19 protein-coding genes are annotated in these 23,381 nt (G+C 72.1%); 11 read left to right on the top strand and 8 right to left on the bottom strand.

Going from position 1 to position 23,381, the window contains the following annotated elements:
- Positions 1-40 precede the first annotated feature (40 nt).
- Both AB0M93_RS23530 and AB0M93_RS23525 read left to right on the top strand, forming a co-directional pair.
- Positions 41-1,873: a phosphatase PAP2 family protein gene (locus tag AB0M93_RS23530; RefSeq protein WP_364276316.1), complete on the top strand. Its 1,833-nt coding sequence runs from the start codon at positions 41-43 to the stop codon at positions 1,871-1,873.
- Positions 1,870-3,195 (top strand): jacalin-like lectin, encoded by a 1,326-nt coding sequence (locus tag AB0M93_RS23525; protein ID WP_364276315.1) that lies wholly within the window; start codon positions 1,870-1,872, stop codon positions 3,193-3,195. The genes AB0M93_RS23530 and AB0M93_RS23525 overlap by 4 nt, the downstream gene beginning before the upstream one ends.
- On the opposite strand, the gene AB0M93_RS23520 is transcribed toward AB0M93_RS23525, so the two are convergent.
- Positions 3,180-3,920: a serine/threonine protein kinase gene (locus AB0M93_RS23520; RefSeq protein WP_364276314.1), complete on the bottom strand. Its 741-nt coding sequence runs from the start codon at positions 3,918-3,920 to the stop codon at positions 3,180-3,182. The genes AB0M93_RS23525 and AB0M93_RS23520 overlap by 16 nt on opposite strands.
- Positions 3,921-4,328: 408 nt before the next feature.
- Here AB0M93_RS23520 and AB0M93_RS23515 point away from each other — a divergent pair, with 408 nt between their 5' ends.
- From AB0M93_RS23515 to AB0M93_RS23495, 5 genes are all read left to right on the top strand, one after another.
- The gene (locus AB0M93_RS23515) at positions 4,329-5,765 is read left to right on the top strand and encodes an RICIN domain-containing protein (protein ID WP_364276313.1); all 1,437 of its coding nucleotides are present in this window, start codon (positions 4,329-4,331) and stop codon (positions 5,763-5,765) included.
- A gap of 80 nt (positions 5,766-5,845) precedes the next feature.
- Positions 5,846-7,615 carry a cellulase family glycosylhydrolase gene (locus AB0M93_RS23510; RefSeq protein ID WP_364276312.1) on the top strand — a complete coding sequence of 590 codons (1,770 nt, stop codon included), beginning with the start codon at positions 5,846-5,848 and terminating at the stop codon, positions 7,613-7,615.
- 109 nt (positions 7,616-7,724) lie between these two features.
- Positions 7,725-8,045: a hypothetical protein gene (locus tag AB0M93_RS23505; RefSeq protein WP_364276311.1), complete on the top strand. Its 321-nt coding sequence runs from the start codon at positions 7,725-7,727 to the stop codon at positions 8,043-8,045.
- Positions 8,046-8,102: 57 nt separating this feature from the next.
- Entirely contained in the window at positions 8,103-9,596 is a 1,494-nt protein-coding gene (miaB, locus tag AB0M93_RS23500; RefSeq protein ID WP_364276310.1) for a tRNA (N6-isopentenyl adenosine(37)-C2)-methylthiotransferase MiaB, read from the top strand.
- The gene (locus AB0M93_RS23495) at positions 9,593-10,066 is read left to right on the top strand and encodes a hypothetical protein (protein ID WP_364276309.1); all 474 of its coding nucleotides are present in this window, start codon (positions 9,593-9,595) and stop codon (positions 10,064-10,066) included. Before miaB ends, AB0M93_RS23495 begins: the two co-directional genes overlap by 4 nt.
- 19 nt (positions 10,067-10,085) lie before the next feature.
- On the opposite strand, the gene AB0M93_RS23490 is transcribed toward AB0M93_RS23495, so the two are convergent.
- Together AB0M93_RS23490 and AB0M93_RS23485 are read right to left on the bottom strand one after the other, a co-directional pair.
- Entirely contained in the window at positions 10,086-10,532 is a 447-nt protein-coding gene (locus tag AB0M93_RS23490) for a hypothetical protein (RefSeq protein WP_364276308.1), read from the bottom strand.
- Between the two features lie 533 nt (positions 10,533-11,065).
- A complete protein-coding gene (locus AB0M93_RS23485; RefSeq protein ID WP_364276307.1) occupies positions 11,066-12,379 on the bottom strand; it encodes a DUF349 domain-containing protein in 1,314 nt (437 codons plus the stop codon).
- Positions 12,380-12,596: 217 nt separating this feature from the next.
- On the opposite strand from AB0M93_RS23485, the gene miaA reads away from it, so the two are divergent.
- Positions 12,597-13,499 carry a tRNA (adenosine(37)-N6)-dimethylallyltransferase MiaA gene (gene miaA, locus AB0M93_RS23480; RefSeq protein ID WP_364276306.1) on the top strand — a complete coding sequence of 301 codons (903 nt, stop codon included), beginning with the start codon at positions 12,597-12,599 and terminating at the stop codon, positions 13,497-13,499.
- A gap of 10 nt (positions 13,500-13,509) precedes the next feature.
- A complete protein-coding gene (gene dapF / locus AB0M93_RS23475; protein WP_364276305.1) occupies positions 13,510-14,337 on the top strand; it encodes a diaminopimelate epimerase in 828 nt (275 codons plus the stop codon).
- Positions 14,338-14,343: 6 nt separating this feature from the next.
- Here dapF and AB0M93_RS23470 read toward each other — a convergent pair whose 3' ends face one another.
- From AB0M93_RS23470 to AB0M93_RS23450, 5 genes are all read right to left on the bottom strand, one after another.
- Complete coding sequence (locus AB0M93_RS23470) at positions 14,344-15,270, bottom strand: RimK domain-containing protein ATP-grasp (protein ID WP_364276304.1); 927 nt, start codon at positions 15,268-15,270, stop codon at positions 14,344-14,346.
- Positions 15,267-16,022, bottom strand: coding sequence for a hypothetical protein (locus AB0M93_RS23465; RefSeq protein ID WP_364276303.1), 756 nt, complete (start codon positions 16,020-16,022; stop codon positions 15,267-15,269). The genes AB0M93_RS23470 and AB0M93_RS23465 overlap by 4 nt, the downstream gene beginning before the upstream one ends.
- Before the next feature lie 19 nt (positions 16,023-16,041).
- The gene (locus tag AB0M93_RS23460) at positions 16,042-17,400 is read right to left on the bottom strand and encodes a hypothetical protein (protein ID WP_364276302.1); all 1,359 of its coding nucleotides are present in this window, start codon (positions 17,398-17,400) and stop codon (positions 16,042-16,044) included.
- Positions 17,401-17,532: 132 nt separating this feature from the next.
- The gene (gene valS / locus AB0M93_RS23455) at positions 17,533-20,058 is read right to left on the bottom strand and encodes a valine--tRNA ligase (protein WP_364276301.1); all 2,526 of its coding nucleotides are present in this window, start codon (positions 20,056-20,058) and stop codon (positions 17,533-17,535) included.
- A 9-nt stretch (positions 20,059-20,067) separates the two neighbouring features.
- Positions 20,068-21,321 carry an MFS transporter gene (locus AB0M93_RS23450; RefSeq protein ID WP_364276300.1) on the bottom strand — a complete coding sequence of 418 codons (1,254 nt, stop codon included), beginning with the start codon at positions 21,319-21,321 and terminating at the stop codon, positions 20,068-20,070.
- 64 nt (positions 21,322-21,385) lie between these two features.
- Here AB0M93_RS23450 and AB0M93_RS23445 point away from each other — a divergent pair, with 64 nt between their 5' ends.
- Together AB0M93_RS23445 and hflX are read left to right on the top strand one after the other, a co-directional pair.
- Positions 21,386-21,889: a winged helix-turn-helix domain-containing protein gene (locus tag AB0M93_RS23445; protein WP_364276299.1), complete on the top strand. Its 504-nt coding sequence runs from the start codon at positions 21,386-21,388 to the stop codon at positions 21,887-21,889.
- A gap of 42 nt (positions 21,890-21,931) precedes the next feature.
- Positions 21,932-23,380 (top strand): GTPase HflX, encoded by a 1,449-nt coding sequence (gene hflX, locus AB0M93_RS23440; protein WP_364276298.1) that lies wholly within the window; start codon positions 21,932-21,934, stop codon positions 23,378-23,380.
- Position 23,381: the final 1 nt, after the last annotated feature.

Genomic DNA, 23,381 nt, shown 5'->3' with positions numbered 1-23,381 from the left:
TCCGGCGCCTTCCCTGGAGAACCCTTTGAGCCTCGCGCCCTTGGACCGGCGGACCTTCCTGCGCTGGTCCGCTCTCGTTCCCGCCGTTGCCGCCGTGCCTGTCGTGGTGGGTGTGCCCGCCTGGGCGGAAGAGGCGGCGTTCGTCGATGCCTACCGCACCAACCTTCCGGCGAACCGCACTCCGGAGACCAACGCCGTCGTGCGGATCCTGACCGGGATGCAGCGGCTCTGGCGGACCGGGTCCACTTGGGACAGTGGGGTCGTGATCGACGCGGCCGTGCTGCGCGCGAACGTCCGGCACTGCGTCGCCGTCACCCGCGCCCGGACCGATGCCGAAGCCAAGCGCGCCTTCGTCTACGACCGCCAGCACCAGTCCTACGCCGCCATCGGTGGCCTCGGGCCCCTTGCCGGTCTCTACCGCCGGGGTGCGCTGGCCGTCACGAGCATCACCACCGCCCCCGACGGTACGCCGCCGGCGAAGATCGACGATGCCGTTCCGGCGGACGCGCCGGTGGGTTCGGCGCTCGGCGCCGGTTCGCACGACTCCGAGCTCGGCCTGGTGGCGCAGCTCGTCGACACCGTCCGCGGCACCTTCGCCTCCGGCAACCCGGGCAAGTACGCCTACCAGTACCCGCGGCCGTGGCGGCTGACCGCCGACAGCCGGGTCGTCCCCACCGGCGAGACCGACGCGCTCGGCTACCCGGTCTACCGGTCCGACGTGGTCGTCGCGCCGCAGCTGCTGCGGCAGCGCAGCACCAGCCCGGTCGACGACGGCGGTTTCCCGAGCGGGCACACCAACGCCTTCCACCTCGCCTGCCTCGCGCTGGCCTACGCCGTCCCGGAGCGGTTCCAGGAACTGGTCGCGCGGGCCTACGACCTGGCGGACACGCGGATCGTCGCCGGGATGCACTCGCCGGTGGACGTGATCGGCGGCCGCATCATGGCCACCGCCCTCACCGCCGCCACCCTCGCCGACCCGGAGAACGCCGCGCTCAAGGCGGGCGCGCGCGAGCAGGCGCTGAAGTACTGCACCGCGCAGACCGGCACGACCGCCGACACGCTGTTCGCCCGGGCGCACACCGGCGCCGACGAATACGGCGACCGCCGGGCCAACGCCGCGATGGTCGCCCGCCGGGCCACCTACGGCCTGCCGGACCGCGCCGCGCGGACCGCGATGCGCGTCCCGAAGGGCGCCGAGGTGCTGCTCGAGACGCGTCTGCCGTACCTGGACGCGGCGCAGCGGCGGGAAGTCCTGCGCACGACGGCGTTCCCGGCCGGGCACCCGCTGCTCGACGGCCCGGAGCTGTGGGGACGGCTGAACCTGTTCGCCGCGGCCGACGGCTTCGGCGCGTTCGACACCGGCGTGCGCGTCACGATGGACGCCGCGCGCGGCGGGTTCTGCGCGAACGACAGCTGGCGCAACGACATCGGCGGCGACGGCGGGCTCGTCAAGGCGGGCACCGGGACGCTGACCCTCAGCGGCGGCAACAGCTACCGCGGTGGCACCCGGATCGAGGCGGGCACGCTGGTCGCGGCGGCCCCGGCCGCGCTGGGCGCCGGCGACGTCGAACTCGCCGGTGGCGCGCTGCGCGTGTCCGGCCTGCGCGTGGGCGGCTACCACCAGACCGGCGGCACGCTGTCCGTCACCGCCGGCTCGGCGCTGCTGGTCCGCGGCGAAGCCACGCTCGAGCGCGGCAGCGTCCTGGAGATCCGGTCGCCCGGCTCCTGCCCGGCCCACGAGGTCGAGGTGCTGTGCGCGCGGCGGCTGCGCGGCCGGTTCGCCGCCATCCAGGTCGACCGCCCGGGGTACCGGGTGGTTCCGCGTTACACGCCCACCGGTCTTTCCCTCCGAATCCTGCGGGAGTCCTCGTGAAGAAACGCCTGGCCGCACTGCTGCTCGCCGCCGCAGTGTCCACAGTGGTCAGCCCGGCCGCCGCGCACGCCGCCGACGGCGGCAGCTTCTCGGTGCTGAGCTACAACGTCGCCGGCCTGCCCGAGGGGATCTCGAGCGCGCCGACGCCGCGCGACCCCGCGACGACCGCGATCGGGCAGCGGCTCGGCCCCTACGACGTCGTGCACGTCGAGGAGGACTTCAACTACCACGCCAAGCTCTACGCGGCCGACCAGCACCCGTACCGCACGCCGACCAGCGGGGGCGCCGGGATCGGCAGCGGGCTCAACACGCTGTCCTCGCTGCCGTACGACACCGACGACTTCGAGCGCGTCCACTGGACGTCCTGCCAGGTCGACTCCGGGGACTGCCTGACCCCGAAGGGCTTCACCTTCATGCGGGTGCGGCTGGCCGAGGGCGTGTACGTCGACTTCTACAACGCCCACACCAACGCCGGGACCAACGACGGCGACGAGGCTTCGCGCGCGTCCAACCTGGCGCAGCTGACCGCGTTCATCCGGACGCACTCGGCGGGCAACGCCGTGGTCGTCATGGGCGACACGAACACGCGCTACACCCGCGCGGCCGACACGATCGCCGGGTTCGCCGCGGACAACGGCCTGACCGACGCGTGGGTGAAGCTCGTGCGCGGCGGGGTCGCGCCGGCGCCGGGCAGCCCGGCGCTGGTGTGCGACGAGCAGGCGGTCACCAACGACTGCGAGGTCGTCGACAAGGTGCTCTACCGCGGCAGCAAGCTCGTCTCCCTTGACGCGACGCTCTACAACAACGAGCACGCCAAGTTCCTCGACAGCGCGGGCAAGATGCTGTCCGACCACGACCCGATCACCGTGCGGTTCAGCTGGACCCGCAACCCGGCGCTGCAGCTGTCCGAGCAGTTCGGCGGCCCGCACGGCGACTACTTCACCGACGTCGCCACCGTGCCCGCGGCCGCCCGGGCGCGGACGTTCTCGCTGCGCAGCGGGTCCCGCGTCGACCAGGTCGGGGTCACGCTGGAGAACGGCACCACGCTCACCCACGGCGCCGCCGGCGGGACGGCGGCGTCGCTGACGCTCGGCAGCGGCGAGTACGTCACCACGGCGACGCTGTGCCAGGGCAAGTACAACGGCACGACGCGGATCTTCTCGGCCCGGTTCACCACCAACCTCGGGCGCGCGCTCGCCGGCGGCTCGACGACGTCGGACTGCGTGACCCGGACGGCACCGGAGGGCTGGCAGATCGCCGGCTTCCACGGGCGCGCCGGCGACGAGGTCGACAAGCTCGGCTTCGTCTACACGCAGCGGTAGTCGCCCGCGGGCACCCGCTCCGCCCCGCCCTCCGGCTGCGCCACCGGACGGCGGGGCGCCACGCTGCGGAGCAGGTGTTCGGCGGCGGCCATGGTGGGCCGGGCCGCCGGGTCCGGGTGGAGCAGCCGCAGCACGGCCTCGACGACCGGGCTGCCGGTGCTCCCGCCCGTGGCGAACGCCGAGCCGGCCGGGGGACGGCCCGCCAGCGCGGCGTACAGGGTGGCGCCGAGGGAGAACACCTCGGCCGGGAAGTCGGGGAACCCGCCGTCGGCCACCTCCGGGGCGAGGTACGCCTCGCCGCCGGGCGCGTGGCTGCTCGCGCTCGTCGCGAGTTCGGCGTGGCCGTCGGGGGCGATCAGCACGCGACCCGGATCGACGGCGGGGTGCAGCACGCCGTCGTCGTGCGCGGCCGCCAGCACCGCCGCCAGCCGGGCACCGAGCTGGGCGACGTGCTCGGGCGGCAGCACGCCGTGCTCGTCGAGCAGCTCGGCGAGGGTGCGCGACGCCGGGTACTCGAGCACCAGGTACGTCGTGCTGTCCTCGTCGACGACGTCGCAGACGGGCGTCCTCGGCGAGGGGATCGCCGGCTCGTCGAACAGCGGCCGGAGGGCGACCAGCCGGTCGAGCCGTTCGTCCCGGGCGCGCCAGACCGAGGCCGCCGTGCCCTGTCCCGCGGGCCCCAGCAGCCGGTACCGCTCACCGATGAGTGTTCCTTCGCGCGCCACGTCGTCGTCCCTCCGTGTCGTCGGCTCGTCTGCGGGGACTACGGCGGGAACGCGGATCCGGTTCGGCCGATCGGCCCGATTCACCCACCCGAATGCCGTTACTTCACGAGGCGCGCCCTCGCCCGCGCGAGGGCGGTGACGATCGCGGTCAGCGGCCGGTGCCGCCGGGCGAGGTGCGACGAGGGCGTCGTCGCCGAGAGTCGAACGGGCATACCGGCTCTCCCAAGGGGTGCCGACGGGCGGCCGCGGAGCGCGAAGTGAGCGCTAACATAGCGGTCCCGCCGGACCGGGTCAATCGGCCGTTGCGCTCGCGCCGTCCGACGTTCGGCCCTGCCGCCCGGTTGCCGTGTCACTTAAACTTCCGGTTGTTCTGTTAGCGCTAACAGACAGGCTTGCGAAGGAGCCGTCATGCTACGACGACGTGGCACGGTCTTGTCCCTGCTCGTGCTGGTCACCCTGCTGCTCGGCGCGCCGGGCGCGTCCGCCGCGCCGGTGACGGTGACCAACGGCAGCCAGTTCACCGACCCGGCCGGTGCCCTGGTGCACGCCCACGGCGGCGGGATGCTCAAGGTGGGCGCGTACTACTACTGGTTCGGCGAGAACCGCAACGCCGACGACACCTTCCGCGCCGTCTCGGTCTACCGCTCGGCCGACCTGAAGACGTGGGAGTTCCGCAACGACGTGCTGACGCAGTCCTCGGCGGCCGAGCTGGGCCGGGCGAAGATCGAGCGGCCGAAGGTCATCTACAACAGCTCGACCGGGCAGTACGTGATGTGGATGCACAAGGAGAACGGGGACGACTACGCCGAGGCGCGCGCGGCCGTGGCCACCTCGTCCACTGTGGACGGCACGTACACCTATCGCGGCAGCTTCCGTCCGCTCGGCGTCCACATGTCGCGTGACATCACGCTGTTCAAGGACGACGACGGAACCGCGTACATGGCTTCCGCGGCCCGCGAGAACGCCGACCTGAACGTCTACCGGCTCACCGCCGACTACACCGGTGTCGCGGCGCTGGTGCAGACGCTGTGGCCCGGTTCGTACCGCGAGGCGCCGGCGATGTTCAAGCGGAACGGCGTCTACTTCATGGTCACTTCGGCCGCCACGGGCTGGCAGCCGAACCAGCAGAAGTACGCCACGGCCACCAGTGTCACGGGTGGCTGGAGCGGGCTGGCGAACGTCGGGGATGCCACCGGCTACGGCAGCCAGACCGCCTACGTGCTGCCCGTGCAGGGTTCGCAGGCGACCTCCTACCTCTACCTCGGCGACCGCTGGGCGGGGGCCTGGCAGCGTCCGGTCAACGAGTCGCGGTACGTGTGGCTGCCGCTGAGTTTCCCCAGTGCCACCACGTTGTCGATGAGCTGGTTCCCGAAGGTGAGCATCGACGTGGCCACCGGGGTGGTCACCGGCTCCGGCACCGGCAGCGCGTACGAGACGCTGGTGGCGCGCCACAGCGGCAAGTGCGCGGACATCCCGGGTTCGTCCCGGACCGACGGCGTGGCGCTGACGCAGTACACGTGCAACAACGGCTGGAACCAGCAGTGGAGCGCGGTCGACACCGGCGACGGCTACGTCACCCTGATCGCGCGGCACAGCGGGGAGTGCCTCGGCATCGCGGGCGGCTCGACGGCGGACGGCGCGGCGGCGGTGCAGGGCGCGTGCACTTCGGGCGCGAACCAGCAGTGGCAGGCGCAGGCCGTCAGTGGCGGATACGTCCGGTGGGTGGCCCGCCACAGCGGCAAGTGCCTGGACGTCGTTTCCGCGTCCACGGCCGACGGTGCCGCCGTGAAGCAGTACCCGTGCACCGGGGTCACGAACCAGCAATGGCTTCGGAAGGCGGCCTGATCGCGGCTCCCGGCCCTTGACGGCCCCGGGGCCGGGTCGCTAGCTTTTTGCGAAACTCCTTCATGTTTGGGGCCGCCATCATGCGCATGCTCGTGGCTTTGCTCACCGCCCTGGCGATGACCTCCGGCGTCGTCGCCTCCGCCTCCGCCGTCGCCGAAGACGTCCCGCCACACCGGCTGACCGTGCGGGGATCGGCGTTCGTCGACGAATTCGGGCGCGAAGTGGTGTTGCGCGGCTTCAACGTCTCGGGGGAGACGAAGCTGGCAGAAAACGGTTTCCTGCCGTTCGCCGGTGCGGCCGACGCGCGCCGCTCGGCGCAGGCGATGCGGGCGCTCACCGGCGCGAACGCCGTGCGGTTCCCGATCGCGTGGGCCGGGACGCAGCCGGTGCGCGGCCCGGTGAACACGCAGTATCTGGCGGCGCTGACCGAGCAGGTGAAGGCGTTCCTGGACGAGGGTTTCACCGTCCTGCCGGACTTCCACCAGGACCTGTTCTCCCGTTACCTGTTCAACCGCGGCAGCTGGTACACCGGCGACGGCGCGCCGAAGTGGGTGGTCGACCTCGGCGGCTACCCGGCGGAAAGCTGCGGCATCTGCGCCCACTGGGGTCAGAACATCACGCAGAACGGCGCGGTCCAGGACGCCACGAAGGACTTCTGGCACAACGCCCGCGGCGTCCAGGACGAGTTCGTCGGCCAGGCCGTGCAGACGATGTCGTACCTGCGCACCAACCTGAGTGCGGCGCAGTTCGCGGGGATCGCGGGCATGGACCCGTACAACGAGCCCTTCGCCGGGCGGTACGACCAGGGCCAGGACAGCAAGGCGTGGGAGCAGAACGTGCTGTGGCCGTTCTTCGAGCGCTTCCGCAACGCGATGGATTCCGCCGGCTGGCAGGACAAACCGGCGTTCGTCGAGCCGAACATGTTCTGGAACGCCAACATCTCGTTCCAGCTCCACCCCGGCGGCTTCCAGGACACCGGCGCGATGGGCCCGCGATACGTGTTCAACACGCACTTCTACGACCAGCTGGCCCAGTCGGGCGTGTTCATGCCGGGCAAGGCGGGCGACGGCCAGTACAGCGCGAACTTCGCCACGGTCCGCGACCGCGCGACGGCCCTGGGCACGGCGGCGATCGTCACCGAATTCGGCCACCCGATGACCGGCTACACCTCCGACAAGACCCCGACCGTGGACAAGGCGATGTACCAGGCCCTGGACTCGCGGGTGCCCGGCGCGAACTGGTGGCGCAAGCCGGCGGAGTCGGGCCCGGTGCTGTCGGCGACGCAGTGGCAGTGGGACATCTACAGCGGCCGCCACCACGAGCTGATGAACGACAACCCGGACAAGGTCAAGACGGACGGCGACGCCTGGAACGGCGAGGACTTCTCCTCGGCCCGCACGGCGGACGACGGAACGGTCCAGCTCCGCCAGGACGCACGGCTCCTGGACCGCCTCTACCCGGCGGCGGTGGCGGGCCACACGCTGGCGTTCACGTACGAGGACCGGTCCCGCGACGGCAGCCAGACGCTGACGTGGAACCAGGTGCCGTCGTCGCTCCCGGCCACGGCTGCGCTGACGGCCGCCGGGCGGTACGGCGTGCTGGTCTGGCAGGGCGCCGCGGCGGGAGCACCGACGGAACTGCACGTCCCGGCGGGGATGACGCCGACGGTGGTGACGGACGCCGCTGCGGTGAACCGGGTGGGAGACAAGCTGCAGCTGGCGGCGACACCGGGCTTGCACTACGCGCTGATCGCGGAACCGGCGGCCGCGCCGACGGCGGCGCAGCTGGCGGCGGTCCGCGCGGAATTGGCGGCCTGGGCGGCGGGTGCGGGATTCGGGACAAAAAGCTGACAATTTCACCGTGTGTCATTCTCATCGCCCGGATGTCTTATTTCGAGCCGCTCTCGACCGGGATATCGTCAGCGGATCGAAGGGGGGAAACGGGATGAGAATGCGACGCTTGACGGCAGTCGTTTCACTGGGATTCGCCACGTGGTGCGGCCTGGTGGCGCCTCCGGCCCAGGCCACGACCACGACGAGCTGCCCGAGCGCGACACAGCCGCTGAACCAGTTCAGCACGTTGATCATCCCGGCCACGTGTGCCGGCTTCCCGGACGAAGGCGCGCCGTACGTGTTCCGGATCGGCACGCTGTACGGGTGGCGGCTCGTCGGCCTGGACGTGCTGCTGGTCTCACTGGGCCCGGCCACGGCGAGCTGCACGGCGTACCAGGTGCGGGCCGACGGCTCCCTGCTGGCGACGGGCTGCACCTACGTGCGCTGACCCAGGCCGGGCGGGCGGCGGCTTGCCCTGGTCAGGCGCGGGTTACCCTGAGAGACGATGACCGAGAACCAGGCACCCAGGGCGTACCAGATCCGCACCTTCGGCTGCCAGATGAACGTGCACGACTCCGAGCGGCTCGCCGGGCAGCTCGAGGACGCCGGGTACGTCCCGGTGGGCGCCGGGAGCAAGCCCGACCTCATCGTGTTCAACACCTGCGCCGTGCGGGAGAACGCCGACAACAAGCTGTACGGCACCCTCGGGCACCTGCGCCCCGACAAGGTCGCGAACCCGGACCTGCAGATCGCCGTCGGCGGGTGTCTCGCGCAGAAGGACCGCGGGGAGATCGTCAAGCGGGCGCCGTGGGTGGACGTCGTCTTCGGGACGCACAACATCGGGTCGCTGCCCACGCTGCTGGAGCGCGCCCGGCACAACGCCGAGGCCGAGGTCGAGATCCTCGAGTCGCTCGAAACCTTCCCCTCGACGCTGCCCGCGCGTCGCGAGTCGTCCTACGCGAGCTGGGTGTCCGTTTCGGTCGGGTGCAACAACACCTGCACCTTCTGCATCGTCCCGGCGCTGCGCGGCAAGGAACGCGACCGGCGGCCCGGCGAGATCCTCGCCGAGGTCGAGGCGCTCGTCGCCGAGGGCGTGCTCGAAGTCACGCTTCTCGGCCAGAACGTGAACTCCTACGGCGTCGAGTTCGGCGACCGGCTGGCGTTCGGCAAGCTGCTGCGCGCCTGCGGCACGATCGACGGCCTCGAGCGCGTCCGGTTCACCTCGCCGCACCCGGCCGCGTTCAGCTCCGACGTCATCGACGCCATGGCCGCGACGCCGAACGTCTGCCACCAGCTGCACATGCCGCTGCAGTCCGGGTCCGACCGGGTGCTGCGCGAGATGAAGCGGTCCTACCGCTCGGCGCGGTTCCTGGAGATCCTCGACGAGGTCCGCGCGGTCATGCCGGACGCGGCGATCACCACCGACATCATCGTCGGCTTCCCCGGCGAGACCGAGGAGGACTTCCAGGCGACCCTGGACGTCGTCGAGCAGGCCCGCTTCTCCAGCGCGTTCACCTTCCAGTACTCCAAGCGCCCGGGCACGCCGGCCGCGACGATGGACGGCCAGCTGCCGAAGGAGGTCGTGCAAGAGCGCTACCAGCGCCTGGTCGACCTGCAGAACGCAATCTCCTGGGACGAGAACAAGAAGATCGTCGGCCGCCGCGTCGAGCTGCTCGTCGCCGAGGGCGAGGGCCGCAAGGACGCCGAGACGCACCGGATGAGCGGCCGCGCCCGCGACGGCCGGCTGGTCCACTTCACGCCGACCGGCGCTTCCGTCGACCGGGCGGTCCGCCCGGGTGACGTCGTCGAGACGGTGGTCACCTACGGCGCCCCGCACCACCTGGTGGCCGACGGCGACCTGCTGTCCCACCGGCGGACGCGGGCCGGCGACAACGCGGAGGCCGGGCTGCGGCCGAAGACGAGCGGTGTGACGCTGGGCCTGCCGGGCTTCGGAGCCCCCGCCGCCCAGCCCGAACCGGTGAGTGGGTGTGCGCTGTGACTGAGCCGCGTGGCAACGGCGAGCTGGCCGAGCTGGCCGCCGAAATCGACGAAGCGGGCGCGCGGGCGTCCCGGACGGTGGAGCTGGGCCGCCGCGGGTTCACCATCGCGGTGTTCACGTTCGTGCTGCTGATCTGCCAGATCCTGCCGTGGGTGGGCGACCACGCGGGCTGGCGCGTACTGGCCGGCGAGGGCGGCGGCATCCCGCAGCTGTTCGCGGCGACGTCGACGGGCGTCGGCATCCTGGCGTCGGCGTTGGCCCTGGTGACGCGACGCTGGTGGCTGGCCTGGGTCTGCGCGGCGGGCGGCTGGTTCGCCTCGGTGGACGGGCTGCTGGCGATCTGGTCGCAGCAGTCGTCCCACGCCCCGGGCTCCGCGGGCGGCGGCCCCGGGATCGGCATGATCATCGCCTTCATCACGATGATCTGCCTGGCGGTGCAGTGGATGCGGACGGCGTTCTCGCGGTCTTGAGCACCGGTGGGGACGGGGCTCAGCCGACGCGCAGGGTGAGGGTGCTCGCCGAGTAGGCGGCGGCGTAGAGCGTGGTCTCGGGGTGGTAGAGCCGCAGCGAGACGGTGGCGCTCAGGCTGAAGCTGAGGGTGAAGGAGAAGCCCCCGTTCGGCCGGCAGGTGGTGTCGGCGATGTTCACCCAGGCACCGGCCTGCAGCTGCTGCACGATGACGGTTTCGACGGACCCCTCGGAGCGGGGCGCGTCGAGGACCTTGAGGCTGCCTTTCAGGTCGACCTTCTCGTTGACCTTGACGTGGTCCTTGCCGAGCTTCCCGTCGACCTTCACCTTGCCTTTGCCGGCCTGGGTGGCGTGGTTCAGCTCAGCGGCCGGCGCGGCTCCGGCGGCGGCGGGGGTCAGCCCGGCGAGGGCGATGCTGATCACCAGCGCGGAGAGGATCCGGCGGGCGCTGCGGGGTGTCCTGGTCATGACCGCAGTCCAGCATCGGGGGACGCGGAAGGCGCGCGGTGATACCCGGTCGGGGCGGTGACCGAACCCCTTCGGGTGGGCTGGCTTGCGCGCTTGGCCGCGGCTTGCACGGTTGCCGCTTGCGCGCTCGGCCGCCGCTTGCACCGGTTGCCCGTAACCGCGGTCGGCTGCGGCTGCGGCTGCCGCTGGCCGCTCGCGCGGCTGCGGCTTGCGCGGTTGGCGTTCGCGCGGCCCGTTCGCACGGCTGCGATTGCGCGGCTGGCTCGCACGGCCGCGGCACGCAGGACCCGCCCTCCCTGGGGGCTGCCCCCGCTTCCAGCGTATCGACGCCGACCGACAAAACCGGCCGAAAACGCCCCGGGGCGGCCGCGTTGCCCACAACACGACGACCCTGTGGAGAACCACGAAGGCCCTCCTCGCCAGCCAAAACAGCTGGCAAGAAGGGCCTTCGCGAAACCCAAACTCAGCGATCCGCAACTCCAGCGGTCCGCAACCTCAGCCTGAGCGACCCTGAAACCTCAGCCGCCACAACCTCAGCGATCCGCAACCGCCGCCTCGGCGGCCTGCAGCCACTCACGCCACTGGGCGGCCTGCTCGTCGGCCTTCTTCGCCCGCCGCTCGTCCCCGGCCGCGCGTGCCTTCTCCGCCTGGGCCTCGTACTGCTCCACCCGCTCCCGGAACTGCGCCGCCCGGGCCTGGGCCTCCGGGTCCGTCCGCCGCCAGCGGGAGTCCTCCGCCGACTTGACCGCGTCCTGGACCGCCTTCAGCCGGCCGTCCAGCTCGCGGATGCGCTCGCGGGGCACCTTGCCGATCTCGTCCCACTGCTCCTGGATGCGCCGCAACGCGCTCTTCGCCGCCTCCAGGTTGGCCGACGCGTCGATCTTCTCCGCCTCGATCAGGAGCTCTTCCTTGCGGGCCGCGTTCGCGCCGAACTCCGCGTCGCGCTCGGAGAACACCGCCGACCGGCGGGCGAAGAACTTGTCCTGGGCCGCGCGGAAGCGCTGCCAGAGCGCTTCGTCGCTGTCCTTCGGGGCCCGGCCCGCCGCCTTCCACTCCGTCATCAGGTCCTTGTAGCGGCCCGCCGTCTCGCCCCAGTCCTCGGACTCGCTGATCGCTTCGGCTTCGGCGATCAGCTCCTCCTTGCGCTGCTTGGCCGAGGCGCGCTGCTTGTCCAGCTCGGCGAAGTGGGACCCGCGGCGGCGGTTGAACGCCTCGCGGGCCTTCGAGAACCGCTTCCACAGCTCGTCGTCGGTCTTGCGGTCGACGCCCTTGACCGTCTTCCACTCGTCGAGGATCGTGCGCAGCCGGTCGCCTGCCGCCTTCCACTGGGTGGACTCGGCCGCGATCTTCTCCGCTTCCTCGGCCAGCTCCTGCTTCCGGGCGATCGCTGCCGCGCGGGCCGCCTCGCGCTCCTGCTTCGCGCTGGCCAGGGCCTTCTCGGCGTGCGCGATGACGTACTCCAGCCGCGCGGCGAGCGCGGCCAGGTCGCCGACCACCGCCGCCTCGGGCAGGCCGTCGCGGATCTGGGTGGCGCTCGACAGCGCGTGCTTCGGGTCGCCCGCGCCGGAGATCAGCCGGGTCTCCAGCAGCTCGACCTCGGTGCGCACGTCGTCGAAGCGGCGGGCGTAGTGCACCAGGCCCTCGTCGGGGCTGCCGGCCTGCCAGACGCCGACGGCGCGCTCCCCTTCCGCGGTGATGACGTAGACGGTGCCCTCGTCGTCGATCCGGCCCCAGGTCGCGGGGGTGGGCTCGGCGGGCGGCACGGGCGGGGCGGCGTGCCCGGCGTGCAGCGCGTGCGGCACCGGGTGCGGGGCCGGGGTACCGGTGGAAGTGTTCTCCTGGGCCATCGCAGGCTCCTTATCGCCTGTACGCCCGCTCGCGCGGGCGCCCCGCCGTGGAGCGGGGCCGGGTAATGCGGTCGTCACGGGCCGTGCTCGGATGCTACGGCCCCACGCGGCATTCAAGCAGCTCAGCGCGCACCGTGGTACTGGATGAGCCACCTGAAGCTCGTGATCCTACTTCCGGTGGACGCTCTCGATCGGGCCGCCGGTATCGTCGACCGCCGTGAACAGCCCCGTCGCGGTCGTCGGCCCGACGGCCACCGGCAAGACCGCGCTGGCCGTGGAGCTGGCCCGCGAACTCGGCGGGGAGGTCGTCAACGCCGACGCCATGCAGCTCTACCGGGGCATGGACATCGGCACCGCCAAGGCCACCGAGGCCGAACGCCGTGGCGTCCCGCACCACCTGCTCGACGTGCTGGAGGTGACCGAGACCGCGTCCGTCGCCGTCTACCAGCGCGAGGCCCGCGCCGAAATCGAGCGGCTGCTCGCCGCGGGCCGGGTGCCGGTGCTGGCCGGCGGGTCCGGCCTGTACGTCCAGGCCGTGCTCGACGACCTGCGGTTCCCGGGCACCGACCCGGCGGTGCGCGCGCGACTGGACGCGGAGGCGGCGGAGCTCGGCACGGCCGCGTTGTACACCCGGCTGGGGGACCGCGATCCGGTGGCCGCGGCCGCGATCCTGCCGACCAACACCCGGCGGATCGTGCGCGCCCTCGAGGTCATCGAGATCACCGGCGAGCCGTTCTCGGCGAACCTGCCCGAGCCGGGGCCCGCCCGCTACGGCGCCGTCCTGATCGGCGTCGACCGCGAGCCCGCGGAACTCGACGAGCGCGTCGACGAGCGCGTCCGGCGGATGTTCGCCGCCGGGCTCGTCGACGAGGTGCGCGAGCTGGAGAAGCGCGGCCTGCGCGAAGGGAAGACGGCGGCGCGGGCGCTCGGCTACCAGCATGTGCTCGCCGAGCTGGACGGCGAAGGCGACTTCGACGCGGCCGCCGCGGCGACCGCGCAGGCGACGCGGCGCTTCGTCCGGCGGCAACGCTCCTGGTTCCGGCGCGACCAGCGGATCCATTGGTTCGACGGCGCCGATTCCGGGCTGGCCGCGCGCGTCCTCGATACCCTGGGCCGGTAATCTTGCCCCCATGGGCGGAATCGAATTCCTCAAGGGGCACGGCACGCAGAACGACTTCGTGCTGCTCCCCGATCCGGCGGGCCGCCTCGAGCTGACCGCGGCGCGGGTCGCCGCGCTGTGCGACCGCCACCGCGGTCTCGGAGCCGACGGCGTGCTGCGGATCGTCCGCGCCGCCGCGCTCGGCGAGCCGTCCGCGGGCGAGTGGTTCATGGACTACCGCAACGCCGACGGGTCGATCGCGGAGATGTGCGGCAACGGCGTGCGCGTGTTCGCCCGCTACCTGGTCGACGCGGGCCTGGCCGCCGAGGGCGAATTCGCCGTCGGCACCCGGGCGGGTGATCGCCCGGTGGTGGTGCACCCCGACCGCTCGGTGACCGTCCACATGGGACCGGCGACGATCACCGGCACCTCGGTCACGGTGGTGGCCGGCCGCCCGTTCTCCGGTGTGGCGGTCGACGTCGGCAACCCGCACCTGGTGTCCCTGCTCGACGACGACGTCGCGGACCTGGACCTGCGCGACCAGCCCGACTTCGACCACGACGTCTTCCCGCACGGGGTGAACCTCGAATTCGTCAACCGCCTCGGCGAAGGCGCGCTGCGGATGCGCGTGCACGAGCGCGGGGTGGGGGAGACGCGGGCGTGCGGCACCGGCACGGTCGCCGCGGTGGCGGCGGCCTTCCACCTGGCGGGCACGGACACCGGCGCGTCCACCGTGGACATCCCGGGCGGCCGGGTCGAGGTGACGGTGTCCCGCGGCGCGTCGACGCTGTCGGGCCCGGCGGAGATCGTGGCGCGCGGCGAGCTCGACGAAGCCTGGTGGGTCGCGGCCGGGTCCTGACGCCGGTCACGAGCCGGTCAGCCAGGCCGCCAGCGCGGCGGCGATCGGCTGCCCCGTTCCGTGCTGGAAGTAGGTGAACCCGGGGGACGGGTTCACCTCGAAGCACACGACACGGCCGTCGGGGACCAGCTTCAGGTCGATCCCGGCGAACGGCAGCCCGAGCGCCGCGGCGAGCCCGGCGCACCGGTCGGCGACGTCCGGGTCGGGCTCGTGGGTGCGCAGCGTGGCCGTCGTCCCGGCCCGGCGCGCGTAGCGGTAGTCGACCGCCGTCGTCGTGATCTCGGTCGCGAACACCCGGTCGCCGACGACGTGCACCCGGACGTCGGGGCCGCCGAGGTGCTCCTGGAACTGGACCGGGCACCAGCGCAGCCGCGCCAGCCGCCCGGCGTCGGCCGCGGGGTCGAACGTGGTGACGATCGAGCGGACGCCGCTGATCGACTTGTACACGAGCGGGCCGTGCCGCCTGGCGAACGCGAGCACCTCCGCCGGGTCGCTGGACACCAGGGTCGACGGCGTGCCGAAGCCGTGCCGGGTGATCAGCTGCGCCTGGTACGGCTTGGAGACGTTGGAGCCCATCGCGAGGAGCCGGTTCGCGACCCGGCACTGCCCCGAGCTCCCGGTCAGCTCGGTGAAGCTGGTCAGCGCGTCGCAGAACCGCCGCGCGTGGGCGAGTTCCGCCGGGTCGAGCCCCGGGAAGAGCTCGGGCTCGACCGGCCGCACGTACACCCCGGTGACCCGGGCGAGCTCGACCGTCCGGTCGCGGGTGCGGAGCACGCCGCCGACGTCGGCCCCGGGGTCCAGCCGGAGGTCGATCGTGTCGTGGGCCGCCGCGCGGGAGTCGACGAGGACGACGTCGGCGTGCCGGGCCCGCAGCTCGGCGGCGACCAGGTGGACCGGGGGCTCGTCGGGCAGCCCCCACAGCAGCACCGTCATGGTGTCTCCAAGGCGTGCAGCAGCCGGTCGACCAGCAGGTCGCCGCCGGGACGGAGGGCGGGCACCGCGGTGAGGCCGGCGAACCACCAGTCCTCGCCGCCGACTAGGAAGTCGATGCCGAGCAACGCCGTTTCGGCGCCGAGGAGCTTCGTCAGCCGGCGCACGCCGGTCGCCGTGGCGGGCGGCACGTCCCGGTCGAGCACTTCCTGGTCGAGGCAGAGCACCTGCCGCGGCCGGACCGGCCCCGGCGCGGCGGCCCGGGCACCGGCGAGCGCGGCGTCCCCGGGCGGCCACGGCGTGCCGGTGCCCAGCCGGACCGGGGCGCAGCGCAGCCCGGCGGCGTGCGCGGCCGCCCACGCCTGCACCGGGTCCGGTGCCGGGCCGGCGAGGCACTGCGGGGTCGGCGTGTTGCGCACCGGGCACGGCAGGCCGGCGAGCCAGCTGAGCGTGTAGGCGAACAGCTCCGCCGAGGCGTAGTCACGCTCGTCGGGTGCGGCCCGGTACCAGGCGAGCGCGGGCGGTTCGCGGACGCGGTTCAGCACGCCGGTCAGGGCTTCGCCGTCGAGCACGACGCCGTCCGCGAGCTCGATGGTGGTGCGGACGTCGCCCGCCGGGCCGATCCGGTGGTCGTGCCGGCGGGCGAACGACAGGCGTTCGGTCGTCACCGCGACGCACGCCCGGCCGGCCAGGGTGGCCCGGCGGGCGAACCACTGGCTGTCGGTGTCGTCGAGCGAACAGAGGACGAGCAGCACGGTGGCGCCTCCTGGTCCGTCACGCCGGCGGCGCGTCGAATTCCGTCTTGGCGGCGACGGCGTCGGCGACCTGCTGCTCCAGCTCCGCCCGCAGCTGCCGGGTCTCGGCGTCGGTCAGGGGCTCCTGGCCGGTGAGCGGCGTGAGCAGGTCGGGCCGCAGCTCCGGGCCGACGAACCCGCCGAGCTTGCTCAGCTGGTCCTCGACCGCGCGCAGCCGCTGTTCGAGGCCCTGCCCGCCGGGCCCGAGCGGGCCGGGGTCGGGGTCCGGGCCGTGCTCCCGGTCCTTGAAGACGTCCCGGATGTCCTTGACCCGCTTGTCCAGCGCGAGTTCCTTCTGGAGCTCCTTGCGCAGCTCCTTCTGGATCTCCTTGCGGAAGTCCTTGTCCTTGATGAAGTCCTTCCGGCCGTCCTTGATGTCCTTGATGATCGACTTGCCGACGCACAGGGAGATGTTCAGCTCCGACAGCACCGCGCTGATCGGGTTGGCCACCGTGCTCGCCCCGGCGCCGGCGAAGAGCAGCCCGACGACGTACCCGTCGGAGTCGACGATCACCGAGCCGGAGTCGCCGTGGTCGGAGAAGATCGCGTTGTGCGCGGTGTCGGCGGCGATGCTGACCTGGTTGGCCAGGGTGTGCACGCCGAGCCCGTCGCCGTAGTCGACGTTGACGGTGGCCGCGATCCCGTCGACGGTGCCGTAGGACAGGCCGGTGGTGCGGCCGCGCTTGCGGACCGCCATGCCCAGGGCGGCGGCCTTGCTGCCCCGGACGTCGCCGATCTCGGCGACCGTGCAGGAGCTGGCCCTGCCCGCGTCGATGGAGATGACAGCTCCGTCGACGTTGCCCGACAGGGTGGCTCGCAGGATCGCGCCGAACTCGTCCGACGGCACGACACCGGTGTCGATCCGGCTCGGCTGCACCATCCGGTCACCGGCGTGCCAGCCGGAATCGACCGCCGCGACGTGGAAGTTGGTCAGGGCGGCGTGGGCGTGGGTCGCGTTGTCGATCACGATCGCGCCGAGCGTGCCGGCGAAGATGTGGTTGTCGATCACGCGGCTCGGGCCCATGCTGATGCCGCCCTGGAGCGTGGCGTAGTGCGTGGTGTCCGCCTGCGCGGAAACGTCGATTTCCACGCTGGTGACGTGCAGTTCGTACCGGCGTTCCACAACGTCGGTGACGGCTCCCTCGATCTGTTCCGGAATGCGTTCTTCGTGCGGGACGTCGTCGGTTTTCCGGGCGACGTGCACCCGGATCGCGACCTGATCGGTCCGCTGCCCGCCGACCTCCTTGTAGCCGACGTCGACGCCGGTCACGCCGGGCCGGGCGAGCAGTTCCTGTTCGACTCGTTCCTTGATGGCGACGAGCTCGTCCACCGTGGCCATTGTGCACCTCCGTTCGATCGTCGCGCGACGATCGAAGGTACAGACACACGGTGGACCCGCCCTGATACATTCACGGCCAAGATTGTTTTGCGGCCGTTAATGAATTTCCTCCCGGTTGTTTTTCCGGCAATACTAGGCCGGGCTGCCGACCTTCGCCCCGACGGAGAAATGACCTTCGCCGGTGGTGATGTCCACAATGGCCCCGGCCAGGCGGATGTCCGGTTCGATCAGCGCGAACCGGGCCAGCACCTCGGCCGGGCCCGTCACCGTCAGCGCCTGCACGGCCGAGCGCATCGACACCTTCGCGTCCGTCTTCGCCCGCCGCACCGCCGCGATCACCTGGCTCGCCAGCGGCAGCAGTTCCCGCTCGCCGTCGCCGGGTTCCGGGACGGGCCACGCCGCCCGGTGCACCGAGCCCGGCTGCCACCACGACCAGACTTCCTCGGTCGAGAACGGCAGGAAGGGCGCGAACAGCCGCAGCAACGCCGACAGCGCCGTCACCAGCGCCACCCGCGCGGACTGGGCCGCGTCGGGGCCCCGGTCGCCGTAGGCCCGGCCTTTCACCAGCTCCACGTAGTCGTCGCAGAAGGTCCAGAAGAACGTCTCGGTGACCTGCAGGGCCCGCGCGTAGTCCAGGTCTTCCAGCGCGGTCGTCGCCTTTTCGGCCACCGCGGCCAGCTCGGCCAGCAGCGCCCGGTCCAGCGGTTCGGCGGCGGCCGCGCCCGGCAGCGGCACGCCGAGGCCGAGCACGAACCGGCTCGCGTTGAGCAGCTTCGTCGCCAGCCGGCGGCCGACCTTCATCTGGCCCTCGTCCACCGCCGTGTCGACGCCGGGCCGCGCGCTCGCCGCCCAGTAGCGCACCGCGTCGGAACCGTGCTGCTCCAGCATGTCCACCGGGGTCGTCGCGTTGCCCTTGGACTTCGACATCTTCTTGCGGTCGGGGTCGAGCACCCAGCCCGCGATCGACGTCTCCCGCCACGGCAGCTCGCCGTGCTCCAGCTCCGCGCGCACCGCCGTCGAGAACAGCCAGGTGCGGATGATCTCGTGCGCCTGCGGCCGCAGGTCCATCGGGAAGACGCGCGCGAAGAGGTCGTCGTCGACGCTCCACCGGCCGACGATCTGCGGCGTCAGCGACGACGTCGCCCAGGTGTCCATCACGTCCGGATCGGCCGCGAACCCGCCGGGCACGCCGCGCTGCTCCTCGGTGAACCCGGGCGGGACGTCGCTGCTCGGGTCGACCGGGAGGGTGTCCGGCAGCAGCGGGGTGTCGTACTCGGGCTCGCCCTGGGCGTCGAGCCGGTACCACAGCGGGATCGGCACGCCGAAGAACCGCTGGCGGCTCACCAGCCAGTCGCCGGCGAGGTTCTCGACCCACGACGAGTAGCGCACCTTCATGTGCTTCGGCACCCAGTTGAGCTCCTCGCCGCGGGCGAGCATCTTTTCCCGGAACGCCTGGTCGGTGCCGCCGTTGCGCAGGTACCACTGCCGGCTGGCGACGATTTCCAGCGGCTTGTCGCCCTTTTCGTAGAACTTCACCGCGTGCGTGATCGGCCGCGGCTCGCCGCGCAGCGCCCCGGCTTCGCGCAGCAGGCGGACCATGATCTCGCGTCCGGTGTGGACGGTCTTGCCCACCAGCGGCGCGTACGCCTCCGCGGCCACGCCGTGCGGTGCGTCGGGCAGGAACCGCCCGTCGCGGCCCAGCATCACCCGCGTCGCCAGGCGCAGCTCGCGCCACCACGTCACGTCGGTGGTGTCGCCGAAGGTGCACACCATCGCGATGCCGCGGCCCTTCTCCGGATCCGCCAGGTGGTGCGCCACCACGGGCACCTCGACGCCGAACACCGGCGTCCGCACGGACTTCCCGAACAGCGGCTTGAACCGCTCGTCGTCCGGGTGCGCGACCAGCGCGACGCACGCGGGCAGCAGCTCCGGCCGGGTCGTCGCGATCACCACGTCTTCGCCGTCCGGCCCGGTGAACGCCAGGTCGTGGAAGGCACCCCGGCGTTCGCGGTCCTCCAGCTCGGCCTGGGCGACCGCGGTGCGGAAGCTGACGTCCCAGAGCGTCGGCGCTTCGGCTTGGTACGCCTCGCCGCGTTCGAGGTTGCGCAGGAACGCGCGCTGCGAAATCAGCCGCGAGTCGTGGCCGATCGTCTGGTAGGTCATCGTCCAGTCGACCGACAGCCCGAGGCGCCGCCACAGCTGTTCGAAGATCTTCTCGTCGGTCTCGGTCAGGGTTTCGCACAGCTCGACGAAGTTGCGCCGCGAGATCGAGACCACGTCCTTGCCCGGCTTCTCCGGGGCGCGGAAGTCCGGGTCGTAGGGCAGCGAGGGATCGCAGCGGACGCCGAAGTGGTTCTGCACCCGGCGTTCGGTCGGCAGGCCGTTGTCGTCCCACCCCATCGGGTAAAAGACTTCGAGCCCGCGCATCCGCTTGAACCGCGCGAGAACGTCGGTTTGGGTGAAGGAGAAGACGTGCCCGATGTGCAGCGACCCGCTGACCGTCGGCGGCGGGGTGTCGATCGAGTAGACCTCCGCACGGGTCTTCGTCCGGTCGAAGCGGTAGGCGCCGGTGGATTCCCATACGGGTACCCACTTGACCTCCAGACCGTCGACACCGACCTTGTCCGGAACTCGCGGGCGTTCGTATGGGGTACTCATGGAACAACCCTAGGCGGCGCCGGAACCGGTTTTCGCCTCGGTCGGCAGATCCCGCATGCGCCGCAGCGGCGACCACAGCACCCAGACGACCGCGGTGGTCTCGCCGGCGACCGCGACCCAGATCGCGCCGGTGAGGCCGAGCCACTCGCCGAGGCCGCCGCCCAGCAGGCCGCCGAGGGGCATCGTGCCCCAGACGACGCACCGCACGCTCGCGTTCATCCGGCCGAGCAGCCGGTCCGGGCAGATCGCCTGCCGGTAGGACACCTGGGCGACGTTGTAGACGATGATCCCGAAGCCGGCGGCGGCTTCGCCGAGCACGGCGAGGCCGAACCGCCAGTCCGGCGCGGTGAGCGGGAGCAGCAGGTGCCCGGGCAGGGTGAACAGCGGCACCAGCCAGATCGCCCGCGCCTGGCCGATCCGCCGGGTCAACGCCCCCGAGCAGAGGGCGCCGAGGATCCCGCCGGCACCCCCGGCCGCCAGCAGCACGCCGATCGCGGCCGGCGGGAGACCGGCGACCCGCGTCAGGAACAGCACCAGCACGGCGGCGAGCGCCGCGTTGAAGAAGTTCGCCGTCGACGTCGTCCCCACGATGGCCCGCAACGGGCTGTCGGAGAAGACGAAGCGCAGCCCTTCGCCGATCTGCCGGAGCAGCGGGGGGTGGCTGCCGCGGTCCGGTTCGGCTTCCCGCATCCGGATGCGCAGCAGGCACAGTGCCGAGGTGAGGAAGCCGAGGCTGGTGACGAGCACGGTGCTCGCCGCGGTCACCAGCTGGACCAGCACACCGGCGGCGCTCGGCCCGGCGATCTGCGCGGTCGACTGGACGGCCTGCAGCTTCGTGTTGCCTTCCAGGAGGTGTTCCCGGCCGACGAGCGAAGGCAGGTACGACTGGTAGGCGATGTCGAAGAACACCGTCGCCATGCCCGCGAACAACACCACCGCCAGCAGCTGCGCGAACGTCAGCACCCCGGCCCACCAGGCGAGCGGCACGGTCAGCAGCAGCGCGAAGCGGGTGAAGTCGGCGGTGAGCATGACCCGGCGGCGGCTGAGCCGGTCGACCCAGACCCCGGCGGGCAGCCCGATCAGCAGGAACGCGGCCGTCTCGGCCGCGGTGAGCAGGCCCATCTGGAACGGCGTCGCGGCGAGTGTCACCGCCGCGAGCAGCGGGACGGCGGTGTTGCCGACGTACGTGCCGAACTGGCTGGCCGTGTCGCCGGCGAACAGCCGCCGGAAGTCGGCGTGGCGGAAGAGCGACCCCCTGTGCATGGTCCCCGAGTGTGGCGTGAGTGATTGGAAAGTGTCAATCACTGTTCGCTCTAAGCTGGAGGCCGTGCCACCCGAGAAACGACGTACCGCCACCGAAGCCGAGGCCGCCGCGCTGGCCTCCGGAATACGGCTGCGCATCATCCGGTTGACCTTCTCGGAGGCGCTGACGAACAAGGAGCTCGCGCAGCGGCTGGGCCGGGACCCGGCGACGACGCTGCACCACGTGCGCCGGCTCGTCGAGACCGGCTTCCTCGCCGCGCAGCCGCCGCGCCGCGGGACCCGGGGGGCCAAGGAAATCCCGTATCTTTCGACGGGCCTTTCGTGGACACTCGACTCATGCGGTGACAAGGGCGTGGAACAGGCGGTTCTCGAGGCCTATCTGGCCGAGATCGCCGAGACCGGATTCGACGGCGTGCACCAGTCACGCCTGGTCGTCCAGGTGGCCCCCGAGGAGCGGGCGGAGCTGGAAACGCGGCTCAACGCCCTGCTCGAGGAGTTCCGCGCGCGCCCCCGCCGTCCCGGCGCGGCGCGCACCGCGATCTACCTCGCCACCTATCCCAGCACGTAATAGTTCGGTTCCCGCGGCGACTCGTGGGAACATGGAGGCACGATGACAGAACTGACACACACCGAAGACCACGACGACGACCTGTACGACGGCGACCCGTCGACAGGCGAAATGGAGCTCGAGGACCGGGCGTCGCTGCGCCGGGTCAGGGGACTGTCCACGGAGCTGGACGACGTCACCGAGGTCGAGTACCGGCAACTGCGGCTCGAGCGCGTCGTGCTGGTCGGCGTGTGGACCGAGGGCACGGCCCTGCAGTCCGAGGCGTCGCTGGCCGAGCTGGCGCGCCTGGCCGAGACGGCGGGCTCGGAGGTCCTCGAAGGCCTCATCCAGCGGCGGACCAAGCCGGACCCGGCCACCTACATCGGCTCGGGCAAGGTGCGGGAGCTGCGGGACATCGTCGGCTCCACCGGCGCCGACACCGTGATCTGCGACGGCGAGCTCTCGCCGGGCCAGCTGCGGCAGCTCGAGGAGAAGGTCAAGGTCAAGGTCATCGACCGGACCGCGCTGATCCTCGACATCTTCGCCCAGCACGCCCGGTCGAAGGAGGGCAAGGCGCAGGTCGAGCTGGCCCAGCTGCAGTACCTCATCCCGCGGCTGCGCGGCTGGGGTGCGTCGCTGTCCCGGCAGGCCGGTGGCCGCGCCGGCGGTGCGAACGGCGGCGTGGGCCTGCGCGGTCCCGGTGAGACCAAGCTCGAGACCGACCGGCGGCGGATCAACAAGCGCGTGGCGAAGCTGCGCCGCGAGATCGCCGCCATGGACACCATCCGCGAGACCAAGCGCGGGCGGCGGCTGGCCAACGAGGTGCCCAGCGTGGCGATCGTCGGCTACACCAACGCCGGCAAGTCGAGCCTGCTCAACGCGCTGACCGGGGACGGGGTGCTGGTGGAGGACGCGCTGTTCGCCACCCTCGACCCGACCACGCGGCGCGCGCAGACCCCGGACGGCCGCGGCTACACGCTGACCGACACCGTCGGGTTCGTGCGGCACCTGCCGCACCAGCTGGTGGACGCCTTCCGCTCGACGCTGGAGGAAGCCGCCGACGCGGACCTGCTCGTGCACGTGGTCGACGGGTCCGACCCGGCACCCGAAGAGCAGGTCAGCGCGGTGCGCGAGGTGCTCGGCGAGATCACGCGCAAGCGCAAGGAGCCGCTCCCGCCGGAGCTGCTGGTGATCAACAAGACCGACGCGTCCGACGAGGTCAGCCTGGCCCGGCTGCGGCACGCGCTGGCCGGTTCGGTCCATGTCTCGGCCCGGACCGGGGCGGGCATCGCGGAGCTCGTCGAGGTGATCGCCGAGCGCCTGCCGCGCCCGGAGGTCACGGTCGACGTGCTGGTGCCGTACTCGCGCGGCGAGCTGGTCGCGCGGGCGCACGCCGACGGCGAGGTCCTCGAAGAGGAGCACGCCGAGGAGGGCACGCGCCTGCTGGTGCGGGTCCGCCCGGACCTCGCGGCGGCTTTGCGCGAGTACGAGACCAACTCGACCGGGGCCTGAC

Source organism: Amycolatopsis sp. NPDC051102 (genome assembly GCF_040682815.1).
GTDB lineage: Bacteria > Actinomycetota > Actinomycetes > Mycobacteriales > Pseudonocardiaceae > Amycolatopsis.
The sequence above is the reverse complement of the archived record's forward strand: the minus strand, read 5'-3'. Positions and strand labels throughout refer to the sequence as shown.

Excerpts from the sequence above, each read along its gene's own strand:
- miaB (WP_364276310.1), top strand. The coding sequence starts at position 8,103 with ATGACCGAGAACCAGGCACCCAGGGCGTACCAGATCCGCACCTTCGGC.
- AB0M93_RS23460 (WP_364276302.1), bottom strand. The coding sequence starts at position 17,400 with ATGGCCACGGTGGACGAGCTCGTCGCCATCAAGGAACGAGTCGAACAG.
- dapF (WP_364276305.1), top strand. The coding sequence starts at position 13,510 with ATGGGCGGAATCGAATTCCTCAAGGGGCACGGCACGCAGAACGACTTC.
- hflX (WP_364276298.1), top strand. The coding sequence starts at position 21,932 with ATGACAGAACTGACACACACCGAAGACCACGACGACGACCTGTACGAC.
- AB0M93_RS23470 (WP_364276304.1), bottom strand. The coding sequence starts at position 15,270 with ATGACGGTGCTGCTGTGGGGGCTGCCCGACGAGCCCCCGGTCCACCTG.
- AB0M93_RS23490 (WP_364276308.1), bottom strand. The coding sequence starts at position 10,532 with ATGACCAGGACACCCCGCAGCGCCCGCCGGATCCTCTCCGCGCTGGTG.
- AB0M93_RS23450 (WP_364276300.1), bottom strand. The coding sequence starts at position 21,321 with ATGCACAGGGGGTCGCTCTTCCGCCACGCCGACTTCCGGCGGCTGTTC.
- AB0M93_RS23485 (WP_364276307.1), bottom strand. The coding sequence starts at position 12,379 with ATGGCCCAGGAGAACACTTCCACCGGTACCCCGGCCCCGCACCCGGTG.
- AB0M93_RS23510 (WP_364276312.1), top strand. The coding sequence starts at position 5,846 with ATGCGCATGCTCGTGGCTTTGCTCACCGCCCTGGCGATGACCTCCGGC.
- AB0M93_RS23515 (WP_364276313.1), top strand. The coding sequence starts at position 4,329 with ATGCTACGACGACGTGGCACGGTCTTGTCCCTGCTCGTGCTGGTCACC.
- valS (WP_364276301.1), bottom strand. The coding sequence starts at position 20,058 with ATGAGTACCCCATACGAACGCCCGCGAGTTCCGGACAAGGTCGGTGTC.